The sequence below is a fragment of the Streptomyces mobaraensis genome (assembly GCF_020099395.1).
Taxonomy (GTDB): domain Bacteria; phylum Actinomycetota; class Actinomycetes; order Streptomycetales; family Streptomycetaceae; genus Streptomyces.
On record NZ_CP083590.1, the window covers coordinates 4,211,747 to 4,236,662 of the forward strand.

Genomic DNA, 24,916 nt, shown 5'->3' on the forward strand with positions numbered 1-24,916 from the left:
CCCTGAAAGAGGGATTGACGACAAAGTGCTCGACGTCAACTTCTTCGACGAGCTGCGGATCGGCCTGGCGACCGCGGACGACATCCGAACCTGGTCCCACGGCGAGGTCAAGAAGCCGGAGACCATCAACTACCGCACCCTGAAGCCGGAAAAGGACGGGCTCTTCTGCGAGAAGATCTTCGGCCCCACCCGGGACTGGGAGTGCTACTGCGGCAAGTACAAGCGTGTCCGCTTCAAGGGCATCATCTGTGAGCGCTGTGGCGTCGAGGTCACCCGCGCCAAGGTGCGCCGTGAGCGGATGGGCCACATCGAGCTCGCCGCCCCCGTCACCCACATCTGGTACTTCAAGGGCGTTCCGTCGCGGCTGGGCTACCTGCTCGACCTCGCCCCGAAGGACCTCGAGAAGGTCATCTACTTCGCCGCCTACATGATCACGTGGGTGGACGAGGAGCGCCGGACGCGCGACCTGCCCTCGCTGGAGGCCCACGTCTCCGTCGAGCGCCAGCAGATCGAGCAGCGCCGCGACGCCGACCTGGAGGCCCGTGCCAAGAAGCTCGAGTCCGACCTGGCCGAGCTCGAGGCCGAGGGTGCCAAGGCCGACGTGCGCCGCAAGGTGCGCGAGGGTGCCGAGCGTGAGATGAAGCAGCTGCGCGACCGTGCGCAGCGTGAGATCGACCGTCTCGACGAGGTCTGGAACCGCTTCAAGAACCTCAAGGTCCAGGACCTTGAGGGCGACGAGCTGCTCTACCGCGAGCTGCGCGACCGCTTCGGCACCTACTTCTCGGGTGCGATGGGCGCCGCCGCGCTGCAGAAGCGCCTGGAGTCCTTCGACCTCGACGAGGAGGCCGAGCGCCTCCGCGAGATCATCCGTACCGGCAAGGGCCAGAAGAAGACCCGTGCGCTCAAGCGCCTCAAGGTCGTCTCCGCCTTCCTGCAGACCCGCAACAGCCCCAGCGGCATGGTGCTGGACTGCATCCCGGTGATCCCGCCGGACCTGCGTCCGATGGTGCAGCTGGACGGTGGCCGCTTCGCGACCTCCGACCTGAACGACCTGTACCGCCGCGTCATCAACCGCAACAACCGCCTCAAGCGTCTCCTTGACCTCGGTGCCCCCGAGATCATCGTGAACAACGAGAAGCGCATGCTTCAGGAGGCCGTCGACGCGCTCTTCGACAACGGCCGTCGTGGTCGCCCGGTCACGGGCCCCGGCAACCGTCCGCTGAAGTCGCTGTCCGACATGCTCAAGGGCAAGCAGGGCCGCTTCCGTCAGAACCTGCTCGGCAAGCGAGTCGACTACTCGGCGCGTTCCGTGATCGTTGTCGGCCCGCAGCTGAAGCTGCACCAGTGTGGTCTGCCCAAGGCCATGGCGCTGGAGCTCTTCAAGCCGTTCGTGATGAAGCGCCTGGTCGACCTGAACCACGCGCAGAACATCAAGAGCGCGAAGCGCATGGTCGAGCGCGGCCGCACGGTCGTGTACGACGTCCTCGAAGAGGTCATCGCCGAGCACCCGGTTCTGCTGAACCGTGCGCCCACCCTGCACCGCCTCGGCATCCAGGCCTTCGAGCCGCAGCTGGTCGAGGGCAAGGCCATCCAGATCCACCCGCTCGTCTGCACCGCGTTCAACGCGGACTTCGACGGTGACCAGATGGCCGTCCACCTGCCGCTCTCCGCGGAGGCGCAGGCCGAGGCCCGCATCCTGATGCTGTCCTCGAACAACATCCTCAAGCCGGCCGACGGCCGTCCGGTCACCATGCCGACGCAGGACATGGTGCTCGGTCTGTTCTTCCTCACCACCGACGAGGAGGAGCGCGAGGTCATCGGCGAGGGCCGCTCGTTCGCGTCCGTCGCCGAGGCGATCATGGCGTTCGACGCCCGGGAGCTCTCGCTCCAGGCGAAGGTCGACATCCGCTTCCCGATCGGCACGGTCCCGCCGCGTGGCTGGACCCCGCCGGTGGCGGAAGAGGGCGAGCCGGAGTGGCAGACGGGCGACTCGTTCCGCCTGCGCACCACCCTGGGCCGCGCGCTCTTCAACGAGCTGCTGCCCGAGGACTACCCGTTCGTCGACTACTCGGTGGGCAAGAAGCAGCTCTCCGAGATCGTCAACGACCTGGCCGAGCGCTACCCCAAGGTCATCGTGGCGGCGACGCTCGACAACCTGAAGGCGGCCGGCTTCCACTGGGCGACCCGTTCCGGCGTCACCGTGGCCATCTCCGACGTCGTCGTGCCTGAGGCGAAGAAGGAGATCGTCGCGGGCTACGAGGCCCAGGACGAGAAGGTCCAGAAGCAGTACGAGCGCGGTCTGATCACCAAGGACGAGCGCACGCAGGAGCTCATCGCGATCTGGACCAAGGCGACCAACGAGGTCGCCGAGGCGATGAACGCGAACTTCCCCAAGACGAACCCCATCTTCATGATGGTTGACTCGGGTGCCCGAGGAAACATGATGCAGATGCGGCAGATCGCCGGTATGCGTGGTCTGGTGTCGAACGCGAAGAACGAGACCATTCCGCGACCCATTAAGGCGTCGTTCCGTGAGGGTCTTTCCGTGCTGGAGTACTTCATCTCCACCCACGGTGCCCGTAAGGGTCTCGCGGACACCGCCCTCCGTACCGCCGACTCGGGTTACCTGACCCGTCGTCTCGTGGACGTCTCCCAGGACGTGATCATCCGCGAGGAGGACTGCGGCACCGACCGCGGCCTCAAGCTGACGATCGCGACCAAGGACGCCAACGGCGTGCTGCGCAAGGCCGACGACGTCGAGACCTCGGTGTACGCCCGCATGCTGGCCGAGGACGTCGTCGTCGACGGCAAGGTCATCGCGCCGGCCAACGTCGACCTCGGTGACGTGCTCATCGACCAGCTCGTCGCCCACGGCGTCGAGACGGTCAAGACCCGCTCGGTCCTCACCTGTGAGTCCGCGGTCGGCACCTGTGCCTACTGCTACGGCCGCTCGCTGGCGACCGGCAAGCTGGTGGACATCGGCGAGGCGGCGGGCATCATCGCCGCCCAGTCGATCGGTGAGCCCGGTACCCAGCTGACGATGCGTACCTTCCACACCGGTGGTGTGGCCGGTGACGACATCACCCAGGGTCTGCCCCGTGTCGTCGAGCTCTTCGAAGCCCGTACGCCGAAGGGTGTCGCCCCGATCTCCGAGGCCGCCGGCCGCGTCCGGATCGAGGAGACCGAGAAGACCAAGAAGATCGTCGTCACCCCGGATGACGGCTCCGACGAGACCGCCTACGCGATCTCGAAGCGTGCCCGTCTGCTGGTCGGCGAGGGCGACCACGTCGAGGTGGGCCAGAAGCTCACCGTGGGTGCCACCAACCCGCACGACGTGCTGCGCATTCTGGGCCAGCGTGCCGTCCAGGTCCACCTGGTCGGCGAGGTCCAGAAGGTCTACAACTCGCAGGGTGTGTCGATCCACGACAAGCACATCGAGATCATCATCCGGCAGATGCTGCGCCGCGTGACGATCATCGAGTCCGGCGACGCGGAGCTGCTGCCGGGCGAGCTCGTGGAGCGCTCGCGCTTCGAGGCGGAGAACCGTCGCGTGGTCCAGGAAGGCGGCCACCCGGCCTCCGGCCGTCCGCAGCTGATGGGTATCACCAAGGCCTCGCTGGCCACGGAGTCCTGGCTGTCGGCCGCCTCCTTCCAGGAGACGACCCGAGTGCTGACGGACGCGGCGATCAACGCCAAGTCCGACTCGCTCATCGGCCTCAAGGAGAACGTGATCATCGGTAAGCTCATCCCGGCCGGTACGGGTCTGTCCCGCTACCGGAACATCCGGGTCGAGCCGACCGAGGAGGCGAAGGCCGCCATGTACTCGGCCGTCGGGTACGACGACATCGACTACTCGCCCTTCGGGACGGGGTCGGGTCAGGCGGTTCCGCTGGAGGACTACGACTACGGGCCGTACAACCAGTAAGTGGTCTGTGGTTCGCGAGGCGGTCACCCTTTGGGTGGCCGCCTCGCGGCGTTTGGGGGTGCCCCGGTCCCTCCCCCAGAGGGGGCACCCCCATTTCACCGTTTCTTGCGGGGCTGCGCCCCCGCACCCCCGAAGCGCCCTGCGGGCGCTGTCCTCAAACTCCCCCAGAGGGGGTACCCCCTCTGGGGGAGTTTGAGGACAAGGGGGCCTGGGGGCTTGCCCCCAGGAATCGGCGAAGGGGTGGGGCTGGGGCATCTCACCGCGCCAGCGCCTCCACCACCGCCACCGCCACACCCGCCAGTGCCACCAGCACCGTCACACTCGCCAGCGGCCACCGTCCACGTTCCAGCGCATCAAGCCGCGCCTCGTGATCGGCGAGCAGCCGATCCGTCTGGTCGTTCCGCTGGACGACGAGCGCGAGCGCCCCGTCGAGCCGGGCGAAGCCGGCTTCCATCGTGCCGCGGAGGCGTTCGAGCTCCAGGGCGACGTCCGTGTGTGGAGTGGGTGGGTTCACGAGCCGCCCCGGTCGTCCGTGCGGAGCCAGCGGGGGAGGAGGCCCTGGACGGCGGGGAGGGCCATGACCCGGGCCAGGCCGCCGGCCACGGCGAGCGCGCCGGCGACCCAGGGGAGGGTGGACGGGACCCCGGACGCGTCGACGATCGCGGGGAGGGCGACGGCGAAGGCCACGGTGGTCTGGAGGACGGTGCGCAGGGTGCGCTTCGTGGAGTCGGTCATGCGCGCGGCACCTCCAGCGCGTCCCAACTCGCCTTCCCCGGCCAGCCATCGGCGTCCTCACCGGAGTACCCGAGCTTGCGCTGCCAGCGGGCGTACGAGCGGCGGTCGGCCTCCGTCCAGCGGGGGCCGGGGCCGTCCGCGTACGCCGAGCAGTCCTCGTCGACGAGGCGGCGGCCCATGGCGGTGATCAGGGGTGAGTTCGGGCCGGCGCGGAAGAAGTCCGCGCCGGGGAACGGTGCGTAGGCCGGCTGCCGGGTGGGCGCCGGTGCGCTGCCGCCCCGCGCCCAGGCGCGCATCTCGTCCCGGGACGCGAAGCGCGCCACGTTCGTGTCCACCGGATCGTCGGTGAACTGGTGGATCAGCCAGTCCGCCCGTATCCCGGGCGTACCGGCCGCCGTCCCATAGGCGGCGATCCACAGTCCGTCCGCGGCGTACCCGCTGGTATCGCGGTTGAGCCAGAAGTCGCGGTTGCAGTAGAGGATCACCCGGTGGCCGGGGCGCAGTTCCTTCACCTTGCGGAGGAAGGCGTCCTTCTCGGCGCAGGTCGCGACGCCGCCGTCGGTCGTCTCCCAGTCGACGGCGAGGATGTCGCCCTCGACGGAGTCGCAGCGCTCGACGAAGTACGCGGCCTGCTCGTCCAGGTTCCCCGGGCGGAGGAAGTGGTAGAAGCCGACGACGAGCCCGGCCCGGCGGGCGCGGGCGGCCTGGTCGCGCATGCGCGGGTTGACGTAGGAGCGGCCCTCGGTGGCCTTGATCAGGACGAAGTCGAGGCCGGAGGTGGAGTAGGCGGAGGACTGGTAGGACGAGATGTCGATGCCTTTGATGTTGCTCATGAGGGTGCCTTTCGGTCTTTCGGCCTTTCAGGAGGTGCGCGGTACCTTGAGGGCGTCCCAACTGGTCCGGCCTGGCCAGCCGTCGGCGTCGTCGCCGGTGTAGCCGAGCTTGCGCTGCCAGCGGGCGTACGACGCGCGGTCCGCGTCGGTCCAGCGCGGGCCGGGGCCCTCCGCGTACGCCGCGCAGCCCTCCTCGACGAGGCGGCGGCCCATGGCCGTGACCAGGGGCGAGTCGGGCGTGGCACGGAAGAAGTCCGCGCCGGGGAAGGGGGCGAACCGGCTCGTCGCGGTGGGCGCGCCGGCGAGCCGCCGCGCGATCCGGGCGCGCAGGTCGTCCATGGCGAAGCCGAGCGGGTCGATCTTCTGGTTCGTCCACTCCTTGTGGCCGATGACCGAGGCCGTGGTCCAGCCGTGCGCCCGGCAGATGGCGGCCGACACGCGCTCGATGGCGTCCAGTTGGGCGGCCGGCCAGGGGTCCTTGCCGTCGCCCTCGTTGACGCATTCGAAGCCGTAGAAGCGGGCGTTGCCGTCGGTGTCCATCGCCGTCGGGCGGGGGAGCGCGGACTCGCGGACGACGGCGTTCAGCACGTCCCCGTCGCCGAGGCCGGCGTGGTTGGTGCGGCCGTTGCCGACGAGGTGGACGGTGCCCTCCTTGTCGATCACGCCGTGGCAGAGCGGGCCGGGCAGCTCGTCGTCGCCGTCGCGGCAGAGGTCGACGGAGTCGCGGGTGCCGGTCGTGGCGGTGTGGTGGATGACGATGCCGTTGACCGGGCCCCAGGCGCCTTTGTGATTGCGGTTGTGGGTGCGCCAGTCGCCTACCTCGACGGCGGTGACGCCCTCGGCGCGGAGGGCGGTGAGCAACTCGTCCGCGGTAAGCGGGTATGCCATGCGGTGCTCCAGGACGTACCGGCGAAGCCCCGCGCCGGGCGGCCGGTGCGGGGCGACGGGCGGGGAGGGAAGCGGGGAGTTGTCATGGGCCGGTGGTGCCGTAAAAGGCCCGCGGTACGCACAGCAGGCGGCCGGAGCCGCCGGTCAGGCGGCCCTGGAGGGCGAAGGCGGCCGGCGCGCCGGGCGGGACTCCCACGGGCGCGTCGAGGTCCACGGTGCCGGTGACGGCCGGGGCGGACACCGCGGGTACGCCGTCCACGAGGAGGCGGATCTCCGCCCGCGGCGGCGTGCCGTCCGCCTCCGCCTCGGTGATCACGTCCACCAGGCAGCGGACGCGCGGATGGTGCACCAGGGCCCGGCCGGTGAACAGGACGGTCCATTCGGGGCCTTCGGCCGGTCGCCAGCCGTCGGCGGGTTGCGGCAGGGGCAGGGGCCAGGGGACGGACCCCGTGCCCGGGGCCGGCCGGAAGCCGGGGGCGGCCGTGGCCGGGGTGGCCGCCGGGCGGGTGTTGGCGCTGCCCATGACGGCCCGGACCTGCTTCTCCAGGGTGCGGATCCGGTCGAGGAGGTCGAGCGGGATGGCGGCCATGTCAGCGCACCTCTTCCAGGAACAGTTTGGCCGTCTCGCTCTTGCCCCGGTCCGGGGGTGTCACGGAGAGGCCGACGACGCGGTAGCGGCGGTCCGGCTCGCCGTTGTGCCAGCCGTCCCGGATGCGGACGCGGACGGTGGAGCCGATCAGCGCGGGCGTGACCGCGCCGGCCACCCGGACGGTCAGTTCGGGGATCACCTGGGGGCTGCGCGCCCGGGCGAGCTCCCCGGCCGCCGCGCTGTTCAGGATCCGCTTGTCGGTGACGCCGCTGTGGTCCGACGATCCCTCCAGGCGCGGCCAGCCGTCGTCCAGGTCCGGCTGCGAGACGGCGACGTCGGACATCTGCGGCAGCGATCCGGCCGCCTGGTCGCCGCCCGTGGTGTCACCGCGGGCGACCCACACGTTCGCCTGCACCGCCGAGTCGGCCGGCAGGCTGTACGTGAGGATCTGCCCCGGGCGGTCCAGGACGATGTCGGCCGCGCCGCCGCGGATGACCGGGTGGCCGAGCTGGAGCCGCTTGGTGCGCCGCCCGGTCACCGGGTCGCGGTAGCACTGGATCCGCCACTCGAACCCGTTCTGGAGCCCCGCCAACTGGTCGATCAGCTCGCGGACGCGGGCCAGGTCGGTGTACGCGTACGTCCGGTCCCAGCGGACGGCGGACGACTCGGTGCCGTAGGTGATGCCGATGCCGCCGCCCGGCTGCGCCTGGACGTGCTGCACCAGCTTGCGGGCGATCTCCAGTTGGTCCTCGGCCTTGAACTGCTGGCTGGAGGAGAGGAACCGGTGGTCGAGGTACGAGTCGAAGGTGCCCGCCTGGAACTCGACCTGGAGCCGCCCGCGTTCGTCCCCGCTGGGCGTACAGGTCCACAGGATGCCGCCCCACCAGATGTCGGGGCCGCGCTCCAGCCAGACGGCGGTGCGGCCGGGGCGCAGGGCCGCCCGGGCGCGCCGGGCGAGCTCCTCGTCGGGGAGCGGCACGGTGGCCCGGAGCTGGCCGGGTTTGCCGATGTAGTCGTCGAACTCGGTCCCCGTGAGGGGGAGGACGTCGACGACCTGGTCGGTGCGCAGTTCACAGAAGAGAGCGCGGTAGGTGGTGTCGCCGTCGGGCAGTGCGGGGGTCATGCGGCGGCCTCGTAGGTGCCCCAGAAGACGTACCAGTTGCCGGCCACCGGGGCGACGGGGAAGCTCGCGTCGGCCCAGTCGCTGGCGGGGATGCCGTTGACGTCCGTGGTGGACCAGCCGTGGGCGGCGGGCACGGGCTGGTTGTCGCGTGCGATGGTCGACACCTCGCACCCGCCGAAGAAGTGGACCGGCTTGGCGCCCAGGCGGGCCCAGAAGTGCGCGGGCGTGGGTTCGGCCGGGCGGACGGGCAGGGTCAGGTACCAGTTGCCGTTGCCCGCGGCCCAGGTCGAGGTGGAGCCGACGGTGAGCTTCGCGCGGAAGTGCACGATGAGGCCGTCCTTGATGTAGCGACCCTGCGCCACACCGTTGTTGAGCTTGGGCTGGTCGCCGTTCTCGGCCCCCCACAGCGGGGTGAACGACTGCCAGACGGGCGGCGCGGGCGGGTACGCCGTCCAGGCCGTGCCGTTCCAGCGCTCCAGGGACCCACCGTTGTCGCGGTACTGTCCGGGGTAGGCGCCGGCGGCGGGAGCGGTGACATCCGCTGGCAGGATGCCGCCGACCGCCACGGTGACGGGACGGCGGTCGGTCACGTCCGTCTTCCAGTCGATGCCGCCGTTGCCCGCCGAAGCACCGGCGCGGACGCGTATCTGGGCCAACGGGACGGCAGCCGTCGGGACGGGCGGTGCCGCCGGGGCGGCCGCCGGGGTGCCCGGGACGACCTCCACCACGGCGTCGGTCCGGTTCGAGGTGTCCATCTCGGCGTCGTAGACGCGCAGTACGACGAGGTCGATGCGCGGATTGGCCGGGTCTCCGTCGCCGAGGGTGACGGTCGCGGGCTCGGAGAGGGCGACCGGATAGGTGCCCGCGTTGACGTTGCCCTGGACGACGGCCCGGCCGGGCGCCACCTTGGCGGTCATCCCGGCGGTGTCCCCGTAGACGGACAGGCCGGCGACGGTGGTCTTGCCGTCCGGGGACCCCGGTATGACGCCGCCTCGCGAGGTGAGGGGACCGGTGGGGTTCATGGTGCCGAGGGGGCTCAACCGGGTGTCCTGCCGACTCTGACCGGTGCTGCTGTCGCTGCTGTTGAGCAGCCATGCGCTGCGGACGTTCATGCTGTTCTCCAGGTGGTCTGATACGGGCGGGGGCGAGGGGCTTACCAGTGGGAGCTGCGCCAGGTGACAGTCACCGACGCGCCGGTGCCGCCCGTCTCGGGAGCGCAGCGGAAGGCGAACGCGGTGTCGCCCGGGGCGAGCAGGAAGGTCTGCTCCGGCGCGGAATAGGTGGTGGCCGTGTGGATACGGGACGCGCTGCCGTTGAGGAGGACCGTGCCCGCGCTGGTGTCCACGGTGAGCGTGTCGGACGGGGCGAGGGCGATGTCGTACTCCAGGCGCGTGCCGTCGTCGATGCGGGTGAGCGAGGGCAGGCGCAGCGGCCCTCGGAAGGTGACGACCGGACTGGCGGGGGCGTCGCCCGTGTTCACCACCGTGATCAGCCCGGAGGAGCCGGCCTGGCCCCACTGCAGGGGCCAGCTCAGCCCCTTGCCCCAGGCCAGACCGCGTTCCGCGACCGGCAGGCCCGTGGTGGCGGCCCGCTCCTCGACCGTCAGCCGTCGGGGATCGGCGCACACCCACTGCACGGTCGCCTTGGCCGTACCCCGCGTCACGAACATCCGGTCGTGCGGGATGACGCGCTGGTTGACCCTGGCCCGGCAGGCCAGCGTCTCACCGTGGAGGCGCACGGCGAGCCAGCGTTCGGTGCTGTCGACGGCGGTGGCCGCCCGGAAGCGCCGTACCACCTCCGCCGTCAGGTCGAGGGAGCCGGGCAGGAGCCAGACGGGCGCGGAGACGATACGGGACTGGGCCCACTGCGCGCCCGGCCATGCACCGTGCTGGTCGGGGCGGAGGACGTCGCCGCTGTCCAGCCCGGGGAGATCGGCCCAGCCGGTCAGACCGCTGTCGGCGATCGGGTAGTCGGTGCCGGGGCCGAAGAGGATGCCGGCCCACTGCACCTGGCCGTCCTGGGTGATCAGCGATCCCGGGGACTGGTCGGTGCCGGCGTCCGGCAGGAGGGGGAGCGTCGGTGTCGGTGGCATGGAGCTGCCTCACCTTCAGGTGTACGCGAGGAACAGCAGGTCCTCGGCGATGCCGTGGGCGCCGCGGCCCTCGGGCTCGTGGTAGTCGGTCAGCCGGCGGGTCCGCCCGGGCCGGCGGGCGGCCACGGCGGCGGTGCGGGCGAGCAGGCGGCGGAGTGTCGGCAGCGGGATCACGGCCTCGGCCTCCCCCGCCTCGGCCAGCAGAACGGGCACGCCGGAGCGGCGCGGGCCGACGATGCCGCCCGCCGCGAGCTGCGGGATGTTCGGCAGGTGCGGGAAGACGTGCTTGCCGAGGACCTTGATGCCGTTGATGCGGTCGATGATCCAGTTGGCGAGGGAGATCAGACCGTTGGCCGGGGCCTTGATGACGGTGACGGCCGTGTGGAAGGCGCTGATGAGAAAGTCCCCGGCCCCCCGCAACGCGCCCTGGAGCGCCGAGCCCGCCGAGCGCAGCGTGCGCGGCAGTCCGCCCGTGATCCAGGAGAGGACCGTGCCGACGACGGCGCGGAGGATCTTCCACTCCGTCCTGACGATCGCGAGGTAGGCCAGGACCACCGGTCCGATCACGGTCAGGGCTGCCTTGAAGGCCTGCCCGGCCGCGCTGAAGACCTGCTCCAGGATGTGCTGTCCCGTCTGGGAGTTGAGCGCCAGGTCGATCAACTCGACGGCGAGGGGAAGCAGGAGTGAGAGGACCAGCCCCCATGGGCTCGCCTTCATCGCCAGGTTGACGGCCTGCATCACGCCGCTCCCGACCTTCAGGCCGATGCCGAGTGCTCCGCTGAGCTTCCCCGCGATCCCGGCGCCCTTCCCCACGAGGGCGACCGCGGAGGCCGTGCCCGTCAACTGCCGGTTCAGGTTCTTGAGCAGGGCACCGGACGCGCGGGTGGCGCCCAGGCCCTTGCCCAGTCCCGCCCGCGCGGCTCCGGCCTGCCGGTTGAGGTTCGCGGTGGCCCGGCCCGCGGCCTCGGCGCCCGTGCCCCAGCGCTTGACGTCACCGGCCGCCTGACCGGTGGTGCGCTGGACGCCGTCCAGCGCCCGGGCGGCCGTGACGACGGACCGCTGTTCGGCCCGGACGGCCTGGGTGAGACCGCGCAGTGCCGCGCCGAACCGGGAGAACGCGGGTGCGGTGCCGGCGAGCGGGTCGCCTCTCGTGGCCATGGGGCTCCTCCTCTCCGCCGTGGCGGTTCGCTGCCGCCGCGCGTCATCCCCGGGCCTTGGCCAGGAACATCAGCGCCATGGCCGTCTCCTTGGGGTCGCGGTCGGGCGCGGCGTAGTAGTTCTCGATGTGGAAGCCGGCGCGGTCGGGCGCACGGCGCCCGGCGGTGAGCGGGGCCGTCTCCAGGCGGGCCTGCACCGCCGTGCGGGTCAGCAGCCGGTCGAGCTTCGACAGCGGCATGACCGCTTCGGCCTCGCCCGCCTCCGCGAGGATCGCCGGCACGCCGCCGCTGCGCGGCATGACGATGCCGCCGGTGGCGAGCATGGGGATCGTGGGGAGGTTGATGCCGAACGACTTGCCGCCGAGGATGCTCGGCAGGGTGATGTGGATGCCGTTCAGGGCCCGGATCGCGGAGTTGATCAGGCCGATCACACCGTTGAGCGGGCCGCGGACGGCGCCCTTGATGCCGTTGAAGACCGAGCCGGCGAAGTGCGACAGGCCGCCCCAGGCGCTGGACAGGGCGTTCTTCACCGCCCGGAAGGCGGCGGGGAGCGCCGACCCGATCCAGCGCGCGACGGGCTGGATCGCCGACATGATCCCGTGCCACACACCGGCGATGATCCGGCCGGTGGTGCGCACCAGGGGGCCGACGGCGGTCATGACGGTCCGGATGACGCGGCCGATGACGTTGAACGCGGTGTTCATGATGCGCTGCATCGTCTTGGACTGCATCGCCATGTCGACGATCTTCGCGATGAGCGGGGCGAGCAGCGTCAGCAGGAGGCCGATGACGTTGCCCTTCATGGCCTTGTTCAGGCCCTTGAAGCCGCTGCCGGCCTTGTTCAGGCCGGTTTCGAACTTGCCCATGGAGGTGCCGGACTTCCCGGCTTCCTTGCCGGCCTTGCCAACCGACTTCGCTGCTTTGTCGGCGCCGGTCTGGACGTTTTTGAGCTCGCGGGAGGTCTGGGTGAGCGAGCCTTTCATCTGGCTTACGCCGGATTTTACGGAGCCGGTTTGTTTGGCTAGGGTGCCGGTGGATTTGGCGGAGCTGTCGCTCGCGCTTTTAAAGGAGCGAGCGGCGTTGGTGGCGCTGCGGAGAGAGCTTACGAGAGACATGGTGCTCCCCTGCTTCGGTCAGGCGAGTTCCTTTTTCAAGGCGGCGACTTCGTCTTTCAACTTCCTCACCTCTGCCGTATCCGCCCTCAGCTCCTCGGTGCCGGCTTGGCCTTTCCTGCCGGGCATCCTTATCCGTCTGGGCTGGTCCGCCTTCTCCAGGCGGCGGCTGAGGTCCCGGTGGCGGGCCGTCAACAGATGACTGATCGCTTCCTGGTGTTTGGCCAGGACGATTCCGTGCTTCTCGACCGTCGCGGCCGAGGCTTTGGCCTCGGTGCCCAGCCTCCCCCCAGTGATCTTGTGTAGCCGCTCCTCCATCGCGCTCTGCCACTTGGGTGTCCAGATCTGGACACCCAAAGCGGACGCCCCCGATTCGCTCAGCTTGATCGCGTCGAAGGAGGCGGTACCGAAAGAGAAGTCGCCCTTGAGTGCTTGAGTGCTCCAGTAGACCTTTTGGCTGGAGGCGTTTATGCCGCTTTCGGGATGGTTGAGCTTCGATGCCACGGCGTCGAGGTACTTGCCGCGTGCGAGGTCCTGAATTGCGCGCTTCATACCCTCGATGTCGCGCCTGAACGCGTCTTCTACGGGGTCGAGCGGGCTGGGTACCGGGTAACGGTTTTCCATGAAACATCCTCGCGATGTGTGGCGTTGCCGCCGAATCGCTTCAGGCGAAGAGGCGCGCAAGCGCTTCCGGCGGGTCGGGCTCGACGGGCTCGCCGGGTCCGGACGGCTCGTCCGGCGTCTCCTCATCTCCCGGCCGGGGAACTGGCTCCGGGTACGGGAGCGGATCCGCGTCCTCGTCGCCCGCCAAGGTGGCCGTCAGCCAGTTGGCGACCGCCAAGTGGTCCACCACCGCCGCCAGCAAGTGCGTGGACGCGTCCCAGTCCGCCGCCTCGCCGTGCAGGGCGCGGTTGACCGCGCTGTCGCGTGGCAGGTGCGCGACCAGCACCGCGAGGCGTCGTGACGAGAGCGTCCCGCGGTGCCAGTCGAGCAAGTCCACGCCGTAATGCCGCAGCAGATCCGCTTCGAGAGCCTCGGCGTGTTCCTCCGCGAACGCGTCGAGGCTCAGCCTTCCCCCAGGCCCAGCCCCGTCTCCTTGCCGTACGCCTCCAGGATCGCGGCGATGTCCTGCATGGTGACGTCGTGCTCGGCGAAGCGCTGGTACTGGTCCTCGCCCAGCAGCAGGGACAGCAGGCCGTCCACGTCGCTGTCGTCGAGGTCCCGCAGGGCGCGGGCGGTGCGGTGGCCGATCTCCGTGGGGAGCTGGAACGTGTCGCCGTCCAGGGTGAACTGCCACGAGCGGCCGTGTGCCTCAAGGCGCTGCGCGCGGGCGGCGTTGACGTCGAATCCGGGCATGGTGCGGGCTCCTTCTGCGGGAGGGAGGGGAAAGGGAGGGGCGCCGCCGGCGGCGGCGCCCCACGGAACCGGGCGTGACTACTTCGGCGAAGCCGCCGCGTACGCCTTGTCCTTCATCAGCCAGGTCGCCAGCGGCGCCCCGTGCTTCGCCGACATGGCGGTGAAGGTGACGCCCAGCTTCACCGCGCCCTTGCGGTTGAAGTCCACGTCGTCGTTCACGGTCACGAGTCCGCGTGGGACGACGAGGCGGTAGCGGATCTCGGCGCCGTCGCTGAACTCCAGGCCCAGCGCGCGCTCGTCCTCGCCCGGGTCCGCCTGGATCTCGTACTTGAACACGCCGGACCCGGCGGCCGTCTCCGCCGTGTCGCCGCCGTTGAAGAAGAACGGCAGGGTGTCCCTGTTGAGCTGGAGCATGCTGAACTTCAGGGTCAGCTCGTGCTCGGTGAAGATGGTCCGGGCCGGGCTGAGCGACTGCCAGGTGTCGACGACCGCCGTCTTGCCCTTCCGGCCGAACTTCACGCCGTCGGTCGTCGTGTAGCCCAGGTCCCGCCAGTTGGCGGACCAGTCGGTGGTGGTGTCGGCCGGGGCGTCGGTGCCGACCTTGGCGATGAGGACGCGGCCGGTGCCGGCGACGCGGACCTCGTTCGGGTTCATTCCGGGCATGAGTGGGTTCTCCTAGGGGTACGGGAAAGGCCCCGCCGTCCGTCGGCAGGGCCCTGATGGGTGCGGGTGGATCCGCGCTTACGCCGGGCGGAGCGCGAACCACACCGTCGTGCGGTAGCGGTTGCCGGCCGGCCGGTTGAAGTCCGGGAACCACCGCACCGCCTCGGTCTCCACGACGTCCGCGACGACCGCGTTCGCGTACGTCGAGCCGCGCAGCTGCAGCAGCGCGGTGCGGACCAGGAGCGAGAGCGTGTGCGCGGCCGTCTTGTCCGGCCCGAACACCTCCAGCTCCACCAGCGGCTGGTCGAGGTGCAGGTCGTCGACCCAGGCGCCGCCGGTCCGGGAGACCAGCACCGCCTTCTGCGTCCCGTCGAACCCGGCGGGCGGACGGTTGTCGACGATCACCCCGGTGAACTCGGACCGGTATCGGAGGTTGTCGATGATGAGGCGTTCCACGTCGGGGAACGTGATCGAAGCTGCCATCACATGTGGGCTCCTTTCGGCGAGCGCCCGTGCATGCGAAACGGCGGACGCCGCGCTCCTCGTCGAGGGCACAGCTCCGCCGCTGCGTTTATTGTGAACCAACTCGTGCGCGAGCGCAACCAGTTGTTTCCCGCTCGCAATCAGAGGCTCCGGACGACGTTCCCCGGCTCGTCCAGCCAGACCCGGCCGCCCGCGCCGTCCACCGTCAGCCCGAAGCGGTCCGGCGCCGGTTCGCCCAGCGCGGCCCACCAGCCGTATGCCGCCTCCGCCTCGTCCCAGAGGCGGCGCGGGCCGCCCTGCCAGACGAGCGTCGTCAGGCCGGGCTCGGCCCGGAAGAGGGTGCAGGCCCAGGACGGGTCGCCGTCCGGCCCCTGGAGCCAGATCGCTCTTCCGTAGCGGCGTCTGGCGTCCGCCTGTTGGCGGATGCCTCGCAGCTTGATGCCCAGGGCGAACGTCGCGGCGCTGAACTCCGCCTCCGTGAGGCGAGTCGAGGAGATGTCCCCGAGGGTGGTGACGTCCACGGCCGGCGGGGGTGCCGTGCCGAGGGGGTCCGGGTTTCTCCCCGGCAGGGAGAAGCGGCCCTCCGCGCTCTTGCCGTCCGGCGCGACGGTCAGGGTGACGAGCGCCTGCTGCTCGCTGAACGGCGTCCGCCAGGGCGCGACGAGTATCGCGCCGGGGCGGACGGCCGACACGTCCGCGTACGTGACGGCGCGCGTGACGGCGGTCATGCGGCCACCGCCGGTCGGCGGTGTCGGAGGAGGCGGGCGCGCTCCTCCAGGAAGCGGGTCCCCAGTGTCGCGATGGCCGTTGCCGCCGCGACCGCCCTCTCGGCGCCGGTCTTCACGGTCAGCGGGTTCCGTTCCTCCGGCAGCCGCAGCGGCGCGTACGCGCCGTACCGCTCGACGCCGCACTCGACGCAGCGGCGGGTTCCGTCCGGGGCCGTCGCCCAGCCCTCCCGGTGCGCGCAGTTCCGTACGAGCCGGCCCGTCGCCGTCCGGACGCCGCCCGCGCTCACCGCGGCCTCCGCGCCAGACCCGCCGCGGCCTGCTCGTCCCGCGTCGCCAGACGCAGCGCCTCCACCGGCGCCTCCCACTCCCGGCCGCCGCGGGGCGGTCTGACGTAGACGCGGTGGCCCGCGTGGGCCATGACCTGTGCGAGCTTTGCGCTCCGCGTGTCCACCACGTAGGCGCCTTCGCGGTACGTCATGGAGGGTTCCCTTCGCGTTGTCCATACCGATGCGGCTTCCAGGGTGGTGGGTCCTCACTAGGCTCGGAAGGGGGACCGCCGCTACAACACCCTTGTCGGGAAACGGAGTTAAGCCATGGCCAAGGCTGGTGGGTCAACGAAGCCCAGTAATCCCCGGTTCGGCTGGGGGTTCTTCGGAAACGAGCTGAAGATCCATCGCGAAGCTGCCGGCCTGTCGCAGGAGGCCCTGGGCAGCCTGGTGTTCTGCTCCGGCTCGTATATCGGGCAGTTCGAGAAGGGGATCCGCAGGCCCCAGCTGGCCATCGCCGAGCGGATCGACGAGGTGTTGAAGACGGGTGGCTACTTCAAGCGTGTGTACGACGAGCTGATTGAGGGGTCACCGAACGCCGATTGGTTCGAGGGGGTGTTGTGCCTGGAGGCGGAGGCGACGGTCATTCGGAGCTACGCTCCGACCTTTGTGCCGGGCCTCTTCCAGACGGCTGCCTACGCTCGTGCCGTCTTTTTGGCCGGCTATCCCTTCGCAACCGACAAGGAGCTCCAGAACTGGGTTGATGCTCGGCTGGGCAGGCAGGGCCTCCTGGAGCACCCAACAAAGCCCATGTTGTGGTCGGTGCTCGACGAGAGCGTCCTCCGCCGGCCGGTCGGCGGACCGATGGTGATGAGTGAGCAGTTGCTGCGAGTCGCCTCGCTCGCACGTTGCCGTCGCATGGTTGTGCAGGTGCTGCCGTACGGAGCTGGCGCACCGCCGGTGGATGCCTTGCTCAAGCTGATGGACTTTGCGGACGCTCCCCCTGTGGCGTATACGGAAGGCGTTCAGAGCGGGAACATCCTGGATGAACCCGATCAGGTCGCCCGCTGCAAGTTGGCTTACGACCTTGTCAGGGCCGCTGCCCTCTCGCCACGTGCTTCCCTGGACCTCATCGAGTCGGTGGCGGAAAGGTACACAGATGAAGAGCAACCATGACCTGAGTTCTGCGGCCTGGCGGAAGAGCAGGCACAGCGGCGGAGGCAACGGCCAGGGGGCTCCCGACTGCGTCGAAGTTGCCGGCAACATCCCCGATGTTGTCCCCGTCCGCGACTCCAAACGCCCCCACGGCCCCGCCCTCCTCATACCCGCCCCCGCCTGGGCCGCCTTCCTCACCGATCTCCGAAGCTGAGCGGTAGCGACACCGCGTCGCGGACCTCCGCCGCCCCCGCTTCCACCTCGCGGTACCAGTCGGTGACCTCGTCCCCGTCCTCGACGAGTTCGACGCGGCCCGCGTCCAGTTCGCGCAGCCGGTCGCCGAGGGCGTTGAGCCGCGCCTCCAGGGCGAACCGTCCGGGGAGCGGGTTCCGCGCCCAGAGCAGGTCGTTGCGGGCCGCCGCCACTGCCGCGTGGGCGCGGGCGCGGACGGGTGGGAGGGCGATCCGGAGTTCGTAGAGCCTGGCCTGGACCTCCGTCAGAGCGGCCAGCAGCTCCTCCAGATGTTCCGTGGGTTCTCCGGCTTGCTCGGCCCAGGAGGCGAAGTGATGGGCGGCGCGGTCGAGATGGTCCGGGTCGGAGACCTCCGAGCGCACCCATTCGTCGCGTGTCCGCAGATAGTCGGCGAGCAGGTGCCGGCAACTGTCCAGGGTGCCAGGAACCTCCGCGAGCGCCTCCCGCGTGGAGCTCGTTGGCATGCCGTCCCCGTGCCCGCAGGTCGCCTGGACCGCGCGGTGGAGGCCGTCGATGCGGTCGGTCAGCTCCGCCAGGCGGCCGTGGGCCTCCGCCGCTTCCTCCATCGCGGCGGCGAGACGCACCTCCGCGTCGGCCAGCCGTCGCTTCCGCCCCCACATGTCCGGCCTCCCGCCCCTTCGATGGCCCGTCCCCGCACGGCGGTTCGGATCCTATGACCGCCGCTCGCAGGACGGGCCATCGCACACCGTTCGCCGCTGAAGACGGAGTGTCAGGGGAACGGGTTAGGTTATGGATCGAACGTACTCCCGAGTGCTCTGTGTAAGGCGCGCGCCGCGCGTCACCTGGGAGCTCATGGAGGCCGACGCCGGGGGGTGGGATGAGAACGGACAGCGAGCAGCTCGCGGGCGTCGTCGCGGCAGCGGTGGAGGTGGCGGCGGAGTCCGCGCGCGCGGGCGCCTTCACCGATGAGGTGGCGCGGACACTGACGGCTCTCGTGAGCAAGATCGCCGACCGGGCGGTCGAATCCGCCGAGGTGAACGGTTTCGTCAGCGGCTGGCAGGAGGCGATACGGGTCGTGCAGACCAGCGAGCAGACGGGGGCCCAGGTCTACCGGATGCCGAAGGCCGAGGACTGACGGCCCCCGAGGACTGGGGGCGGCCCGTGAGGACCGCGGCCCGGGCGCCTCTCGGCGGGTGCGCGCCCGAACGGGGCCTCACCCCGCGCGGCGGTGCAGCGCCCGCTCCGCGGCGAAGACGTCCTCCAGCCGGAAGAGGAGCCTCCGGCCCTGTCGGCCCGCCGGGACCAGGTGACCGAGCTGGACCCACTTGCGGATGACCTCCTGGGTCACGGCGGCCTCATCGGCAGCCGTGGCGGTGGTGATCAGGGCTGTCGTCAGGGGCGGTCCGGAGGACGTCACCGGGTGCCCTCCTCGCCGGTGCCGGCCGGGTCGGCCCGGCGTTCCCAGTCGGCCCGGACCCAGGTGTGCCGGTGCCGGGAATCCGTCCGGCAGGGGCAGGACGGATCGGAGCAGCGGCAGGCGGGGTTGACGCAGAGCACGGTCTCGGCGCGGGTGAAGACGCGCAGGGACACGGAGCCGCAGAACTCGCAGCGGCCCCGCACCCGGACCAGGACGTCCGGCTCGCCCAGGGCGACCGCGCACCGTTCCGCCATGCGTCTCGCCTCGTCCGTCACGTGTGCGGCGAGGAGGGGGTGGCCGGCGATCCGGTCGAGCAGGCCGAGCAGCCGGAGCAGCCGCTCCTCCACCCGGGCGCGGCCGGGACGGGGTAAGCGCAGCTTCTCGTGGACCGCCTCGTCCAGTTCGATCACCCCGTCGGTGATGTCCCGGATGGTGTCGGAGACGAACAGCCGGATCGGGAGGGCCGCCTCGGAGCGGGGGGAACGGCCGGTGGGGGAGGGGGACGTGGTGCGGGAAGGGGCGAGTTCCCGGGCGAGTTCGGGGAAGCGGCGGAGGAGGACGCCCAGCCAGAGGGCGGCTCGGTCGGGGCGGCTGGGGTGGTCGTCGGGCATGGCTGCTCCTACGGGTGCTGAGCGAAAAGGAGGCGCGGGAGCGAACATCCGCGTAGACGTTGCGTGCTCGCAACGCTAAGCAAGTCCCGTGCGAGCGCGCAACATGTTGCACAGCGAAATCACGCCGCAGTGTGGTGGCGAATTCCGCACACTGGGGGCGGACTATGGCCAAAGTGGCCGCCGGCATGGCTCCGGATGGCCGCACCCCGCATGCTGTCTATTGCGTGCGCGAGCGAGCGGTAGGCTCTGATGGGCGGAGGGAGCGCGTAGATGGACGGCAGGAATTCGGACACGGAGCGGTTCGCGAGCTGGGTCGAGGAGCTGATGCGGCGCCGGGGCTATGACATCGACAGCCCGCGCGGCGGAGGCAGGTCCCGTCTCGCCGAGGACGCCGGGGTGCACCGGGCGGCGGTCACCCGCCTGCTGCAGCGGCAGAGCCTCCCCGACCTGGAGACCATGCGCGCGCTGGCCCGCGTCCTGGGGGTGGGGCTCCGCGACATGTTGATCCAGTCCGGCCGCGCGACCGCCGAGGACCTGCCGCTGCCGGACGCGGCGCGGCCGGCGGGCGGTGGGCGGCGGGTGACCCCGGAGGAGGCCGGCGAGCTGCTGGGGATTCCGGAAAGCCACCGGCGGCAGTTCGTCGAGATGACCGAGATGATCATGACGGTGAGCGGTGCGCGGCCCGTCGGTGGTGGCCGGCACGGGGGGCGCCGGGACGCTTCCGCGCGCTGACCGCCGGAAGCGGCGCCGGAGGGGGGCGGAGGGTGGGGCTCAGGGCGTTCTGGGGGCGCCTTGGTGTTACGGGGGCTGCTCGTTCGCACTCACCGGTCATCCATACTGGACATACAACGCACATCGGTACGTCCTCCGCGTGTGCATTTGTTTTGACCGCAGCCCATGCGGTAGGTACGCTCTGACCTTGTGCCTGGGGTGTCCCTGGGCTCTTGTGCGTGCCTTCAAACCGCGCAAGAGGCCGGGTCCGGACGGTCCTCCGTGGTCCCGAACGGTTCAAAGACACCGAAATCTGCGCCGAACCGCCCGTCGGCGGGGGTGTGCAGCCCTCGACACACCCGACCGCGTGGGTCGGGAGTAGTCCCAGGTTAGTTTTATCGTGATCGGCACACAGAAACCGGAGAAACGGTGCCTACGATCCAGCAGCTGGTCCGAAAGGGCCGGCAGGACAAGGTCGAGAAGAACAAGACGCCCGCCCTCGAGGGTTCGCCCCAGCGTCGTGGCGTCTGCACGCGTGTTTTCACGACCACCCCGAAGAAGCCGAACTCGGCCCTGCGTAAGGTCGCGCGTGTGCGTCTGACCAGCGGCATCGAGGTCACCGCTTACATTCCGGGTGAGGGCCACAACCTGCAGGAGCACTCCATCGTGCTCGTGCGCGGCGGCCGTGTGAAGGACCTGCCGGGCGTTCGCTACAAGATCATCCGTGGCTCGCTCGACACCCAGGGCGTCAAGAACCGCAAGCAGGCTCGCAGCCGCTACGGCGCCAAGAAGGAGAAGTAAGAATGCCTCGTAAGGGCCCCGCCCCGAAGCGCCCGGTCATCATCGACCCGGTCTACGGCTCTCCTCTGGTCACGTCCCTGATCAACAAGATCCTGCTGCACGGCAAGCGCTCCACCGCCGAGCGCATCGTGTACGGCGCCATGGAGGGTCTCCGCGAGAAGACCGGCAACGACCCGGTCATCACGCTGAAGCGCGCGCTTGAGAACGTCAAGCCCGCCCTCGAGGTCAAGTCCCGCCGTGTCGGTGGCGCCACCTACCAGGTGCCGGTCGAGGTCCGTCCGGGCCGCGCCTCCACCCTGGCGCTGCGCTGGCTGGTCGGTTACTCCCGCGCCCGTCGCGAGAAGACCATGACCGAGCGCCTCATGAACGAGCTGCTGGACGCTTCGAACGGTCTCGGCGCCTCGGTCAAGAAGCGTGAGGACACGCACAAGATGGCCGAGTCCAACAAGGCCTTCGCGCACTACCGCTGGTAGTCGCTACCCCCATCGAGAACCGAGAGAAGACTGAGCCATATGGCCACCACTTCGCTTGACCTGGCCAAGGTCCGCAACATCGGGATCATGGCCCACATCGACGCGGGCAAGACGACCACCACCGAGCGGATCCTGTTCTACACCGGTGTCTCGTACAAGATCGGTGAAGTCCACGACGGCGCTGCCACGATGGACTGGATGGAGCAGGAGCAGGAGCGCGGCATCACGATCACGTCTGCCGCGACGACCTGCCACTGGCCGCTGGACAATGTCGACCACACCATCAACATCATCGACACCCCGGGCCACGTCGACTTCACGGTCGAGGTGGAGCGCTCGCTGCGCGTCCTCGACGGTGCCGTGACGGTGTTCGACGGCGTCGCCGGTGTTGAGCCGCAGTCCGAGACGGTCTGGCGTCAGGCCGACCGTTACGGCGTGCCGCGCATCTGCTTCGTGAACAAGCTGGACCGTACCGGTGCCGAGTTCCACCGCTGCGTCGACATGATCGTCGACCGCCTGGGCGCGGTTCCGCTGGTCATGCAGCTGCCGATCGGTGCCGAGGCCGACTTCAAGGGCGTGGTCGACCTCGTCCAGATGAAGGCGCTGGTCTGGTCCGCCGAGGCCGCCAAGGGCGAGATGTACGACGTCGTCGACATCCCGGACACCCACATCGAGGCTGCCGAGGAATGGCGCGGCAAGCTCCTCGAGGGCGTCGCCGAGAACGACGAAGAGATGATGGAGCTGTTCCTGGAGGGCACCGAGCCCACCCAGGAGCAGCTGATGGCGGCCATCCGCCGCATCACCCTCGCGTCGCGTGGCGGCGGCGACTCCGTCACCGTCACCCCGGTGTTCTGCGGTACCGCGTTCAAGAACAAGGGCGTTCAGCCCCTGCTCGACGCCGTGGTCCGTTACCTGCCGTCGCCGCTGGACATCGAGGCTGTCGAGGGCCACGCGGTCAACGACCCCGACGAGGTCGTCAAGCGCAAGCCGTCCGACGACGAGCCGTTCGCGGGCCTCGCGTTCAAGATCATGAGCGACCCGCACCTCGGCAAGCTCACCTTCGTCCGGGTTTACTCGGGCCGCATGACGGCGGGCACCCAGGTGCAGAACTCCGTCAAGGGCAAGAAGGAGCGCATCGGCAAGATCTACCGGATGCACGCGAACAAGCGTGAGGAGATCGAGTCGGTGGGTGCCGGTGACATCGTCGCCGTCATGGGTCTGAAGCAGACCACCACCGGTGAGACCCTCTGCGACGCCGCGAACCCGGTGATCCTGGAGTCCATGGACTTCCCGGCGCCGGTCATCCAGGTCGCGATCGAGCCCAAGTCCAAGGGCGACCAGGAGAAGCTGGGTGTCGCCATCCAGCGCCTGGCCGAGGAGGACCCCTCCTTCCAGGTCCACACGGACGAGGAGACGGGCCAGACCATCATCGCGGGTATGGGCGAGCTGCACCTCGACGTGCTGGTCGACCGTATGAAGCGTGAGTTCAAGGTCGAGGCCAACGTCGGCAAGCCGCAGGTCGCGTACCGCGAGACGATCCGCAAGGCCGTCGAGCGCATCGACTACACCCACAAGAAGCAGACCGGTGGTTCCGGTCAGTTCGCGAAGGTCCAGATCGCGATCGAGCCTCTTGAGGGCGACGGCTACGAGTTCGAGAACAAGGTCACCGGTGGCCGCATCCCGCGGGAGTACATCCCGTCGGTGGACGCGGGCTGCCAGGAGGCCATGGAGTTCGGCGTGCTGGCCGGCTACCCGCTGACCGGCGTCAAGGTGACGCTGCTCGACGGTGCCTACCACGACGTCGACTCCTCCGAGCTCGCCTTCAAGATCGCCGGTTCCATGGCGTTCAAGGAGGGTGCCCGCAAGGCGTCGCCGGCTCTGCTCGAGCCGATGATGTCCGTCGAGGTCACCACCCCCGAGGACTACATGGGCGATGTGATCGGTGACATCAACTCCCGCCGTGGCCAGATCCAGGCCATGGAGGACCGTCACGGCGCCAAGCTCGTCAAGGGCCTGGTTCCGCTGTCGGAGATGTTCGGCTACGTCGGAGACCTCCGCAGCAAGACGTCGGGTCGCGCAAGCTACTCGATGCAGTTCGACTCCTACGCCGAGGTTCCCCGGAACGTCGCCGAGGAGATCATCGCGAAGGCCAAGGGCGAGTAACCGGCTCCCGTCTCCACAGACGGGGCTGACGCCTTAGGCTTGACACCGACCGTCGGGGCATACCGCCGCGAATCGTGAGGAACCCGGTCCTACCGGCCACCTCCCGGCGCGCGGCGGGTGCCCCGCCGGGCGGCACCCCAGCAAAGATCCCTGGCGCCGTAACGTAAGGCGTACAGAACCACTCCCAGGAGGACCCCAGTGGCGAAGGCGAAGTTCGAGCGGACTAAGCCGCACGTCAACATCGGCACCATCGGTCACGTCGACCACGGTAAGACCACTCTTACCGCGGCGATCACCAAGGTGCTGCACGACGCGCACCCGGAGCTGAACCCCTTCACGCCGTTCGACCAGATCGACAAGGCGCCTGAGGAGCGGCAGCGCGGTATCACCATCTCGATCGCGCACGTCGAGTACCAGACCGAGTCGCGTCACTACGCCCACGTCGACTGCCCGGGTCACGCGGACTACATCAAGAACATGATCACCGGTGCCGCCCAGATGGACGGCGCGATCCTCGTGGTCGCCGCGACCGACGGTCCGATGCCGCAGACCAAGGAGCACGTGCTCCTGGCCCGCCAGTCCGGCGTTCCGTACATCGTCGTCGCCCTGAACAAGGCCGACATGGTGGACGACGAGGAGATCCTGGAGCTCGTCGAGCTCGAGGTCCGTGAGCTCCTCAACGAGTACGAGTTCCCGGGCGACGACGCTCCGGTCGTCAAGGTCTCGGCGCTGAAGGCGCTCGAGGGCGACGCCGAGTGGGGCCAGTCGGTCATGAACCTCATGAACGCCGTCGACGAGAACATCCCGCAGCCCGAGCGTGACGTCGACAAGCCGTTCCTGATGCCGATCGAGGACGTCTTCACGATCACCGGTCGTGGCACCGTCGTCACCGGTCGTATCGAGCGTGGTGTCCTGAAGGTCAACGAGACCGTCGACATCATCGGCATCAAGACCGAGAAGACCACCACCACGGTCACCGGTATCGAGATGTTCCGCAAGCTGCTCGACGAGGGCCAGGCCGGTGAGAACGTCGGTCTGCTCCTCCGTGGCATCAAGCGCGAGGACGTCGAGCGCGGCCAGTGCATCATCAAGCCGGGTTCGGTCACCCCGCACACCGAGTTCGAGGCCACGGCCTACATCCTGTCGAAGGACGAGGGTGGCCGTCACACCCCGTTCTTCAACAACTACCGTCCGCAGTTCTACTTCCGTACGACTGACGTGACCGGTGTCGTGACCCTCAAGGAGGGCACGGAGATGGTCATGCCCGGCGACAACGCCGAGATGTCCGTCTCCCTGATCCAGCCCGTCGCGATGGAGGAGGGCCTGCGCTTCACCATCCGTGAGGGCGGCCGCACCGTCGGCGCCGGCCAGGTCACCAAGATCAACAAGTAAGTCCTCTTACTTGCCGGTCTGAGCCTTACG

At 69.7% G+C, this 24,916-nt stretch carries 30 protein-coding genes; 9 read left to right on the forward strand and 21 right to left on the reverse strand.

Annotated features, from left to right (window positions below; genetic code table 11):
- Positions 1 to 25 precede the first annotated feature (25 nt).
- Complete coding sequence (locus tag K7I03_RS18385; RefSeq protein ID WP_185943934.1) at positions 26 to 3,925, forward strand: DNA-directed RNA polymerase subunit beta'; 3,900 nt, start codon at positions 26 to 28, stop codon at positions 3,923 to 3,925.
- Positions 3,926 to 4,181: 256 nt separating this feature from the next.
- Here the strand turns inward: K7I03_RS18385 and K7I03_RS18390 are convergent, their stop codons facing one another.
- From K7I03_RS18390 to K7I03_RS18475, 18 genes are all read right to left on the reverse strand, one after another.
- The gene (locus K7I03_RS18390) at positions 4,182 to 4,379 is read right to left on the reverse strand and encodes a hypothetical protein (RefSeq protein ID WP_224347446.1); all 198 of its coding nucleotides are present in this window, start codon (positions 4,377 to 4,379) and stop codon (positions 4,182 to 4,184) included.
- Positions 4,380 to 4,435: 56 nt separating this feature from the next.
- Positions 4,436 to 4,660, reverse strand: a complete 225-nt coding sequence (locus K7I03_RS18395; RefSeq protein WP_185943936.1) for a hypothetical protein — start codon at positions 4,658 to 4,660, stop codon at positions 4,436 to 4,438.
- Positions 4,657 to 5,493, reverse strand: coding sequence for a GH25 family lysozyme (locus K7I03_RS18400; RefSeq protein WP_185943937.1), 837 nt, complete (start codon positions 5,491 to 5,493; stop codon positions 4,657 to 4,659). Before K7I03_RS18400 ends, K7I03_RS18395 begins: the two co-directional genes overlap by 4 nt.
- A gap of 27 nt (positions 5,494 to 5,520) precedes the next feature.
- On the reverse strand, positions 5,521 to 6,381 hold the full coding sequence (locus K7I03_RS18405; RefSeq protein ID WP_185943938.1) for a peptidoglycan-binding protein: 861 nt from the start codon (positions 6,379 to 6,381) through the stop codon (positions 5,521 to 5,523).
- Positions 6,382 to 6,463: 82 nt separating this feature from the next.
- On the reverse strand, positions 6,464 to 6,970 hold the full coding sequence (locus K7I03_RS18410; protein ID WP_185943989.1) for a hypothetical protein: 507 nt from the start codon (positions 6,968 to 6,970) through the stop codon (positions 6,464 to 6,466).
- Position 6,971: 1 nt separating this feature from the next.
- Positions 6,972 to 8,093, reverse strand: a complete 1,122-nt coding sequence (locus K7I03_RS18415; RefSeq protein WP_185943939.1) for a hypothetical protein — start codon at positions 8,091 to 8,093, stop codon at positions 6,972 to 6,974.
- Complete coding sequence (locus K7I03_RS18420; protein ID WP_185943940.1) at positions 8,090 to 9,205, reverse strand: hypothetical protein; 1,116 nt, start codon at positions 9,203 to 9,205, stop codon at positions 8,090 to 8,092. Before K7I03_RS18420 ends, K7I03_RS18415 begins: the two co-directional genes overlap by 4 nt.
- Positions 9,206 to 9,246: 41 nt before the next feature.
- Positions 9,247 to 10,185, reverse strand: a complete 939-nt coding sequence (locus K7I03_RS18425) for a phage distal tail protein (protein WP_185943941.1) — start codon at positions 10,183 to 10,185, stop codon at positions 9,247 to 9,249.
- Between the two features lie 15 nt (positions 10,186 to 10,200).
- A complete protein-coding gene (locus K7I03_RS18430; RefSeq protein WP_185943942.1) occupies positions 10,201 to 11,343 on the reverse strand; it encodes a phage tail tape measure protein in 1,143 nt (380 codons plus the stop codon).
- 43 nt (positions 11,344 to 11,386) lie between these two features.
- Positions 11,387 to 12,457, reverse strand: a complete 1,071-nt coding sequence (locus K7I03_RS18435) for a phage tail protein (protein WP_185943943.1) — start codon at positions 12,455 to 12,457, stop codon at positions 11,387 to 11,389.
- An 18-nt stretch (positions 12,458 to 12,475) separates the two neighbouring features.
- Positions 12,476 to 13,078 carry a hypothetical protein gene (locus K7I03_RS18440; RefSeq protein ID WP_185943944.1) on the reverse strand — a complete coding sequence of 201 codons (603 nt, stop codon included), beginning with the start codon at positions 13,076 to 13,078 and terminating at the stop codon, positions 12,476 to 12,478.
- A gap of 40 nt (positions 13,079 to 13,118) precedes the next feature.
- On the reverse strand, positions 13,119 to 13,454 hold the full coding sequence (locus K7I03_RS18445; RefSeq protein WP_185943945.1) for a hypothetical protein: 336 nt from the start codon (positions 13,452 to 13,454) through the stop codon (positions 13,119 to 13,121).
- Between the two features lie 65 nt (positions 13,455 to 13,519).
- Positions 13,520 to 13,810: a hypothetical protein gene (locus K7I03_RS18450; RefSeq protein ID WP_185943946.1), complete on the reverse strand. Its 291-nt coding sequence runs from the start codon at positions 13,808 to 13,810 to the stop codon at positions 13,520 to 13,522.
- Positions 13,811 to 13,888: 78 nt separating this feature from the next.
- Positions 13,889 to 14,473 carry a phage tail tube protein gene (locus K7I03_RS18455; protein WP_185943947.1) on the reverse strand — a complete coding sequence of 195 codons (585 nt, stop codon included), beginning with the start codon at positions 14,471 to 14,473 and terminating at the stop codon, positions 13,889 to 13,891.
- A gap of 78 nt (positions 14,474 to 14,551) precedes the next feature.
- Complete coding sequence (locus K7I03_RS18460; protein ID WP_185943948.1) at positions 14,552 to 14,956, reverse strand: hypothetical protein; 405 nt, start codon at positions 14,954 to 14,956, stop codon at positions 14,552 to 14,554.
- A 140-nt stretch (positions 14,957 to 15,096) separates the two neighbouring features.
- Positions 15,097 to 15,684, reverse strand: coding sequence for a methyltransferase domain-containing protein (locus K7I03_RS18465; protein WP_185943949.1), 588 nt, complete (start codon positions 15,682 to 15,684; stop codon positions 15,097 to 15,099).
- The gene (locus K7I03_RS18470) at positions 15,681 to 15,971 is read right to left on the reverse strand and encodes a DUF6255 family natural product biosynthesis protein (RefSeq protein WP_185943950.1); all 291 of its coding nucleotides are present in this window, start codon (positions 15,969 to 15,971) and stop codon (positions 15,681 to 15,683) included. The genes K7I03_RS18465 and K7I03_RS18470 overlap by 4 nt, the downstream gene beginning before the upstream one ends.
- The gene (locus K7I03_RS18475; protein WP_185943951.1) at positions 15,968 to 16,162 is read right to left on the reverse strand and encodes a hypothetical protein; all 195 of its coding nucleotides are present in this window, start codon (positions 16,160 to 16,162) and stop codon (positions 15,968 to 15,970) included. The genes K7I03_RS18470 and K7I03_RS18475 overlap by 4 nt, the downstream gene beginning before the upstream one ends.
- Before the next feature lie 115 nt (positions 16,163 to 16,277).
- On the opposite strand from K7I03_RS18475, the gene K7I03_RS18480 reads away from it, so the two are divergent.
- Both K7I03_RS18480 and K7I03_RS18485 read left to right on the forward strand, forming a co-directional pair.
- Positions 16,278 to 17,126, forward strand: coding sequence for a helix-turn-helix domain-containing protein (locus tag K7I03_RS18480; RefSeq protein WP_185943952.1), 849 nt, complete (start codon positions 16,278 to 16,280; stop codon positions 17,124 to 17,126).
- Positions 17,110 to 17,319 carry a DUF397 domain-containing protein gene (locus tag K7I03_RS18485; RefSeq protein WP_185943953.1) on the forward strand — a complete coding sequence of 70 codons (210 nt, stop codon included), beginning with the start codon at positions 17,110 to 17,112 and terminating at the stop codon, positions 17,317 to 17,319. Before K7I03_RS18480 ends, K7I03_RS18485 begins: the two co-directional genes overlap by 17 nt.
- Here K7I03_RS18485 and K7I03_RS18490 read toward each other — a convergent pair.
- A complete protein-coding gene (locus K7I03_RS18490) occupies positions 17,300 to 17,977 on the reverse strand; it encodes a hypothetical protein (RefSeq protein WP_185943954.1) in 678 nt (225 codons plus the stop codon). The genes K7I03_RS18485 and K7I03_RS18490 overlap by 20 nt on opposite strands.
- A gap of 218 nt (positions 17,978 to 18,195) precedes the next feature.
- On the opposite strand from K7I03_RS18490, the gene K7I03_RS18495 reads away from it, so the two are divergent.
- Positions 18,196 to 18,453, forward strand: a complete 258-nt coding sequence (locus K7I03_RS18495; RefSeq protein ID WP_185943955.1) for a hypothetical protein — start codon at positions 18,196 to 18,198, stop codon at positions 18,451 to 18,453.
- 78 nt (positions 18,454 to 18,531) lie between these two features.
- Here the strand turns inward: K7I03_RS18495 and K7I03_RS18500 are convergent, their stop codons facing one another.
- Both K7I03_RS18500 and K7I03_RS18505 read right to left on the reverse strand, forming a co-directional pair.
- A complete protein-coding gene (locus K7I03_RS18500) occupies positions 18,532 to 18,735 on the reverse strand; it encodes a hypothetical protein (RefSeq protein WP_224347108.1) in 204 nt (67 codons plus the stop codon).
- Positions 18,732 to 19,346, reverse strand: a complete 615-nt coding sequence (locus K7I03_RS18505) for a hypothetical protein (protein ID WP_185943956.1) — start codon at positions 19,344 to 19,346, stop codon at positions 18,732 to 18,734. Before K7I03_RS18505 ends, K7I03_RS18500 begins: the two co-directional genes overlap by 4 nt.
- A gap of 270 nt (positions 19,347 to 19,616) precedes the next feature.
- On the opposite strand from K7I03_RS18505, the gene K7I03_RS18510 reads away from it, so the two are divergent.
- From K7I03_RS18510 to tuf, 5 genes are all read left to right on the forward strand, one after another.
- Positions 19,617 to 20,078: a helix-turn-helix domain-containing protein gene (locus K7I03_RS18510; RefSeq protein WP_185943957.1), complete on the forward strand. Its 462-nt coding sequence runs from the start codon at positions 19,617 to 19,619 to the stop codon at positions 20,076 to 20,078.
- A gap of 408 nt (positions 20,079 to 20,486) precedes the next feature.
- On the forward strand, positions 20,487 to 20,858 hold the full coding sequence (gene rpsL / locus K7I03_RS18515; protein ID WP_003948652.1) for a 30S ribosomal protein S12: 372 nt from the start codon (positions 20,487 to 20,489) through the stop codon (positions 20,856 to 20,858).
- A 2-nt stretch (positions 20,859 to 20,860) separates the two neighbouring features.
- Positions 20,861 to 21,331, forward strand: coding sequence for a 30S ribosomal protein S7 (gene rpsG / locus K7I03_RS18520; RefSeq protein WP_004950419.1), 471 nt, complete (start codon positions 20,861 to 20,863; stop codon positions 21,329 to 21,331).
- Positions 21,332 to 21,370: 39 nt separating this feature from the next.
- Positions 21,371 to 23,494, forward strand: coding sequence for an elongation factor G (fusA, locus tag K7I03_RS18525; protein ID WP_185943958.1), 2,124 nt, complete (start codon positions 21,371 to 21,373; stop codon positions 23,492 to 23,494).
- Between the two features lie 198 nt (positions 23,495 to 23,692).
- Complete coding sequence (tuf, locus tag K7I03_RS18530) at positions 23,693 to 24,886, forward strand: elongation factor Tu (protein WP_185943959.1); 1,194 nt, start codon at positions 23,693 to 23,695, stop codon at positions 24,884 to 24,886.
- Positions 24,887 to 24,916 lie beyond the last annotated feature (30 nt).

Bases quoted from the DNA above. Each gene is read 5' to 3' on its own strand.
- K7I03_RS18390 (WP_224347446.1), bottom strand. From the start codon at position 4,379: ATGGAAGCCGGCTTCGCCCGGCTCGACGGGGCGCTCGCGCTCGTCGTC.
- K7I03_RS18395 (WP_185943936.1), bottom strand. From the start codon at position 4,660: ATGACCGACTCCACGAAGCGCACCCTGCGCACCGTCCTCCAGACCACC.
- K7I03_RS18400 (WP_185943937.1), bottom strand. From the start codon at position 5,493: ATGAGCAACATCAAAGGCATCGACATCTCGTCCTACCAGTCCTCCGCC.
- K7I03_RS18405 (WP_185943938.1), bottom strand. From the start codon at position 6,381: ATGGCATACCCGCTTACCGCGGACGAGTTGCTCACCGCCCTCCGCGCC.
- K7I03_RS18410 (WP_185943989.1), bottom strand. From the start codon at position 6,970: ATGGCCGCCATCCCGCTCGACCTCCTCGACCGGATCCGCACCCTGGAG.
- K7I03_RS18415 (WP_185943939.1), bottom strand. From the start codon at position 8,093: ATGACCCCCGCACTGCCCGACGGCGACACCACCTACCGCGCTCTCTTC.
- K7I03_RS18420 (WP_185943940.1), bottom strand. From the start codon at position 9,205: ATGAACGTCCGCAGCGCATGGCTGCTCAACAGCAGCGACAGCAGCACC.
- K7I03_RS18425 (WP_185943941.1), bottom strand. From the start codon at position 10,185: ATGCCACCGACACCGACGCTCCCCCTCCTGCCGGACGCCGGCACCGAC.
- K7I03_RS18430 (WP_185943942.1), bottom strand. From the start codon at position 11,343: ATGGCCACGAGAGGCGACCCGCTCGCCGGCACCGCACCCGCGTTCTCC.
- K7I03_RS18435 (WP_185943943.1), bottom strand. From the start codon at position 12,457: ATGTCTCTCGTAAGCTCTCTCCGCAGCGCCACCAACGCCGCTCGCTCC.
- K7I03_RS18440 (WP_185943944.1), bottom strand. From the start codon at position 13,078: ATGGAAAACCGTTACCCGGTACCCAGCCCGCTCGACCCCGTAGAAGAC.
- K7I03_RS18450 (WP_185943946.1), bottom strand. From the start codon at position 13,810: ATGCCCGGATTCGACGTCAACGCCGCCCGCGCGCAGCGCCTTGAGGCA.
- K7I03_RS18455 (WP_185943947.1), bottom strand. From the start codon at position 14,473: ATGCCCGGAATGAACCCGAACGAGGTCCGCGTCGCCGGCACCGGCCGC.
- K7I03_RS18460 (WP_185943948.1), bottom strand. From the start codon at position 14,956: ATGGCAGCTTCGATCACGTTCCCCGACGTGGAACGCCTCATCATCGAC.
- K7I03_RS18465 (WP_185943949.1), bottom strand. From the start codon at position 15,684: ATGACCGCCGTCACGCGCGCCGTCACGTACGCGGACGTGTCGGCCGTC.
- K7I03_RS18475 (WP_185943951.1), bottom strand. From the start codon at position 16,162: ATGACGTACCGCGAAGGCGCCTACGTGGTGGACACGCGGAGCGCAAAG.
- K7I03_RS18480 (WP_185943952.1), top strand. From the start codon at position 16,278: ATGGCCAAGGCTGGTGGGTCAACGAAGCCCAGTAATCCCCGGTTCGGC.
- K7I03_RS18485 (WP_185943953.1), top strand. From the start codon at position 17,110: ATGAAGAGCAACCATGACCTGAGTTCTGCGGCCTGGCGGAAGAGCAGG.
- K7I03_RS18490 (WP_185943954.1), bottom strand. From the start codon at position 17,977: ATGTGGGGGCGGAAGCGACGGCTGGCCGACGCGGAGGTGCGTCTCGCC.
- K7I03_RS18495 (WP_185943955.1), top strand. From the start codon at position 18,196: ATGAGAACGGACAGCGAGCAGCTCGCGGGCGTCGTCGCGGCAGCGGTG.
- K7I03_RS18505 (WP_185943956.1), bottom strand. From the start codon at position 19,346: ATGCCCGACGACCACCCCAGCCGCCCCGACCGAGCCGCCCTCTGGCTG.
- K7I03_RS18510 (WP_185943957.1), top strand. From the start codon at position 19,617: ATGGACGGCAGGAATTCGGACACGGAGCGGTTCGCGAGCTGGGTCGAG.
- rpsG (WP_004950419.1), top strand. From the start codon at position 20,861: ATGCCTCGTAAGGGCCCCGCCCCGAAGCGCCCGGTCATCATCGACCCG.
- fusA (WP_185943958.1), top strand. From the start codon at position 21,371: ATGGCCACCACTTCGCTTGACCTGGCCAAGGTCCGCAACATCGGGATC.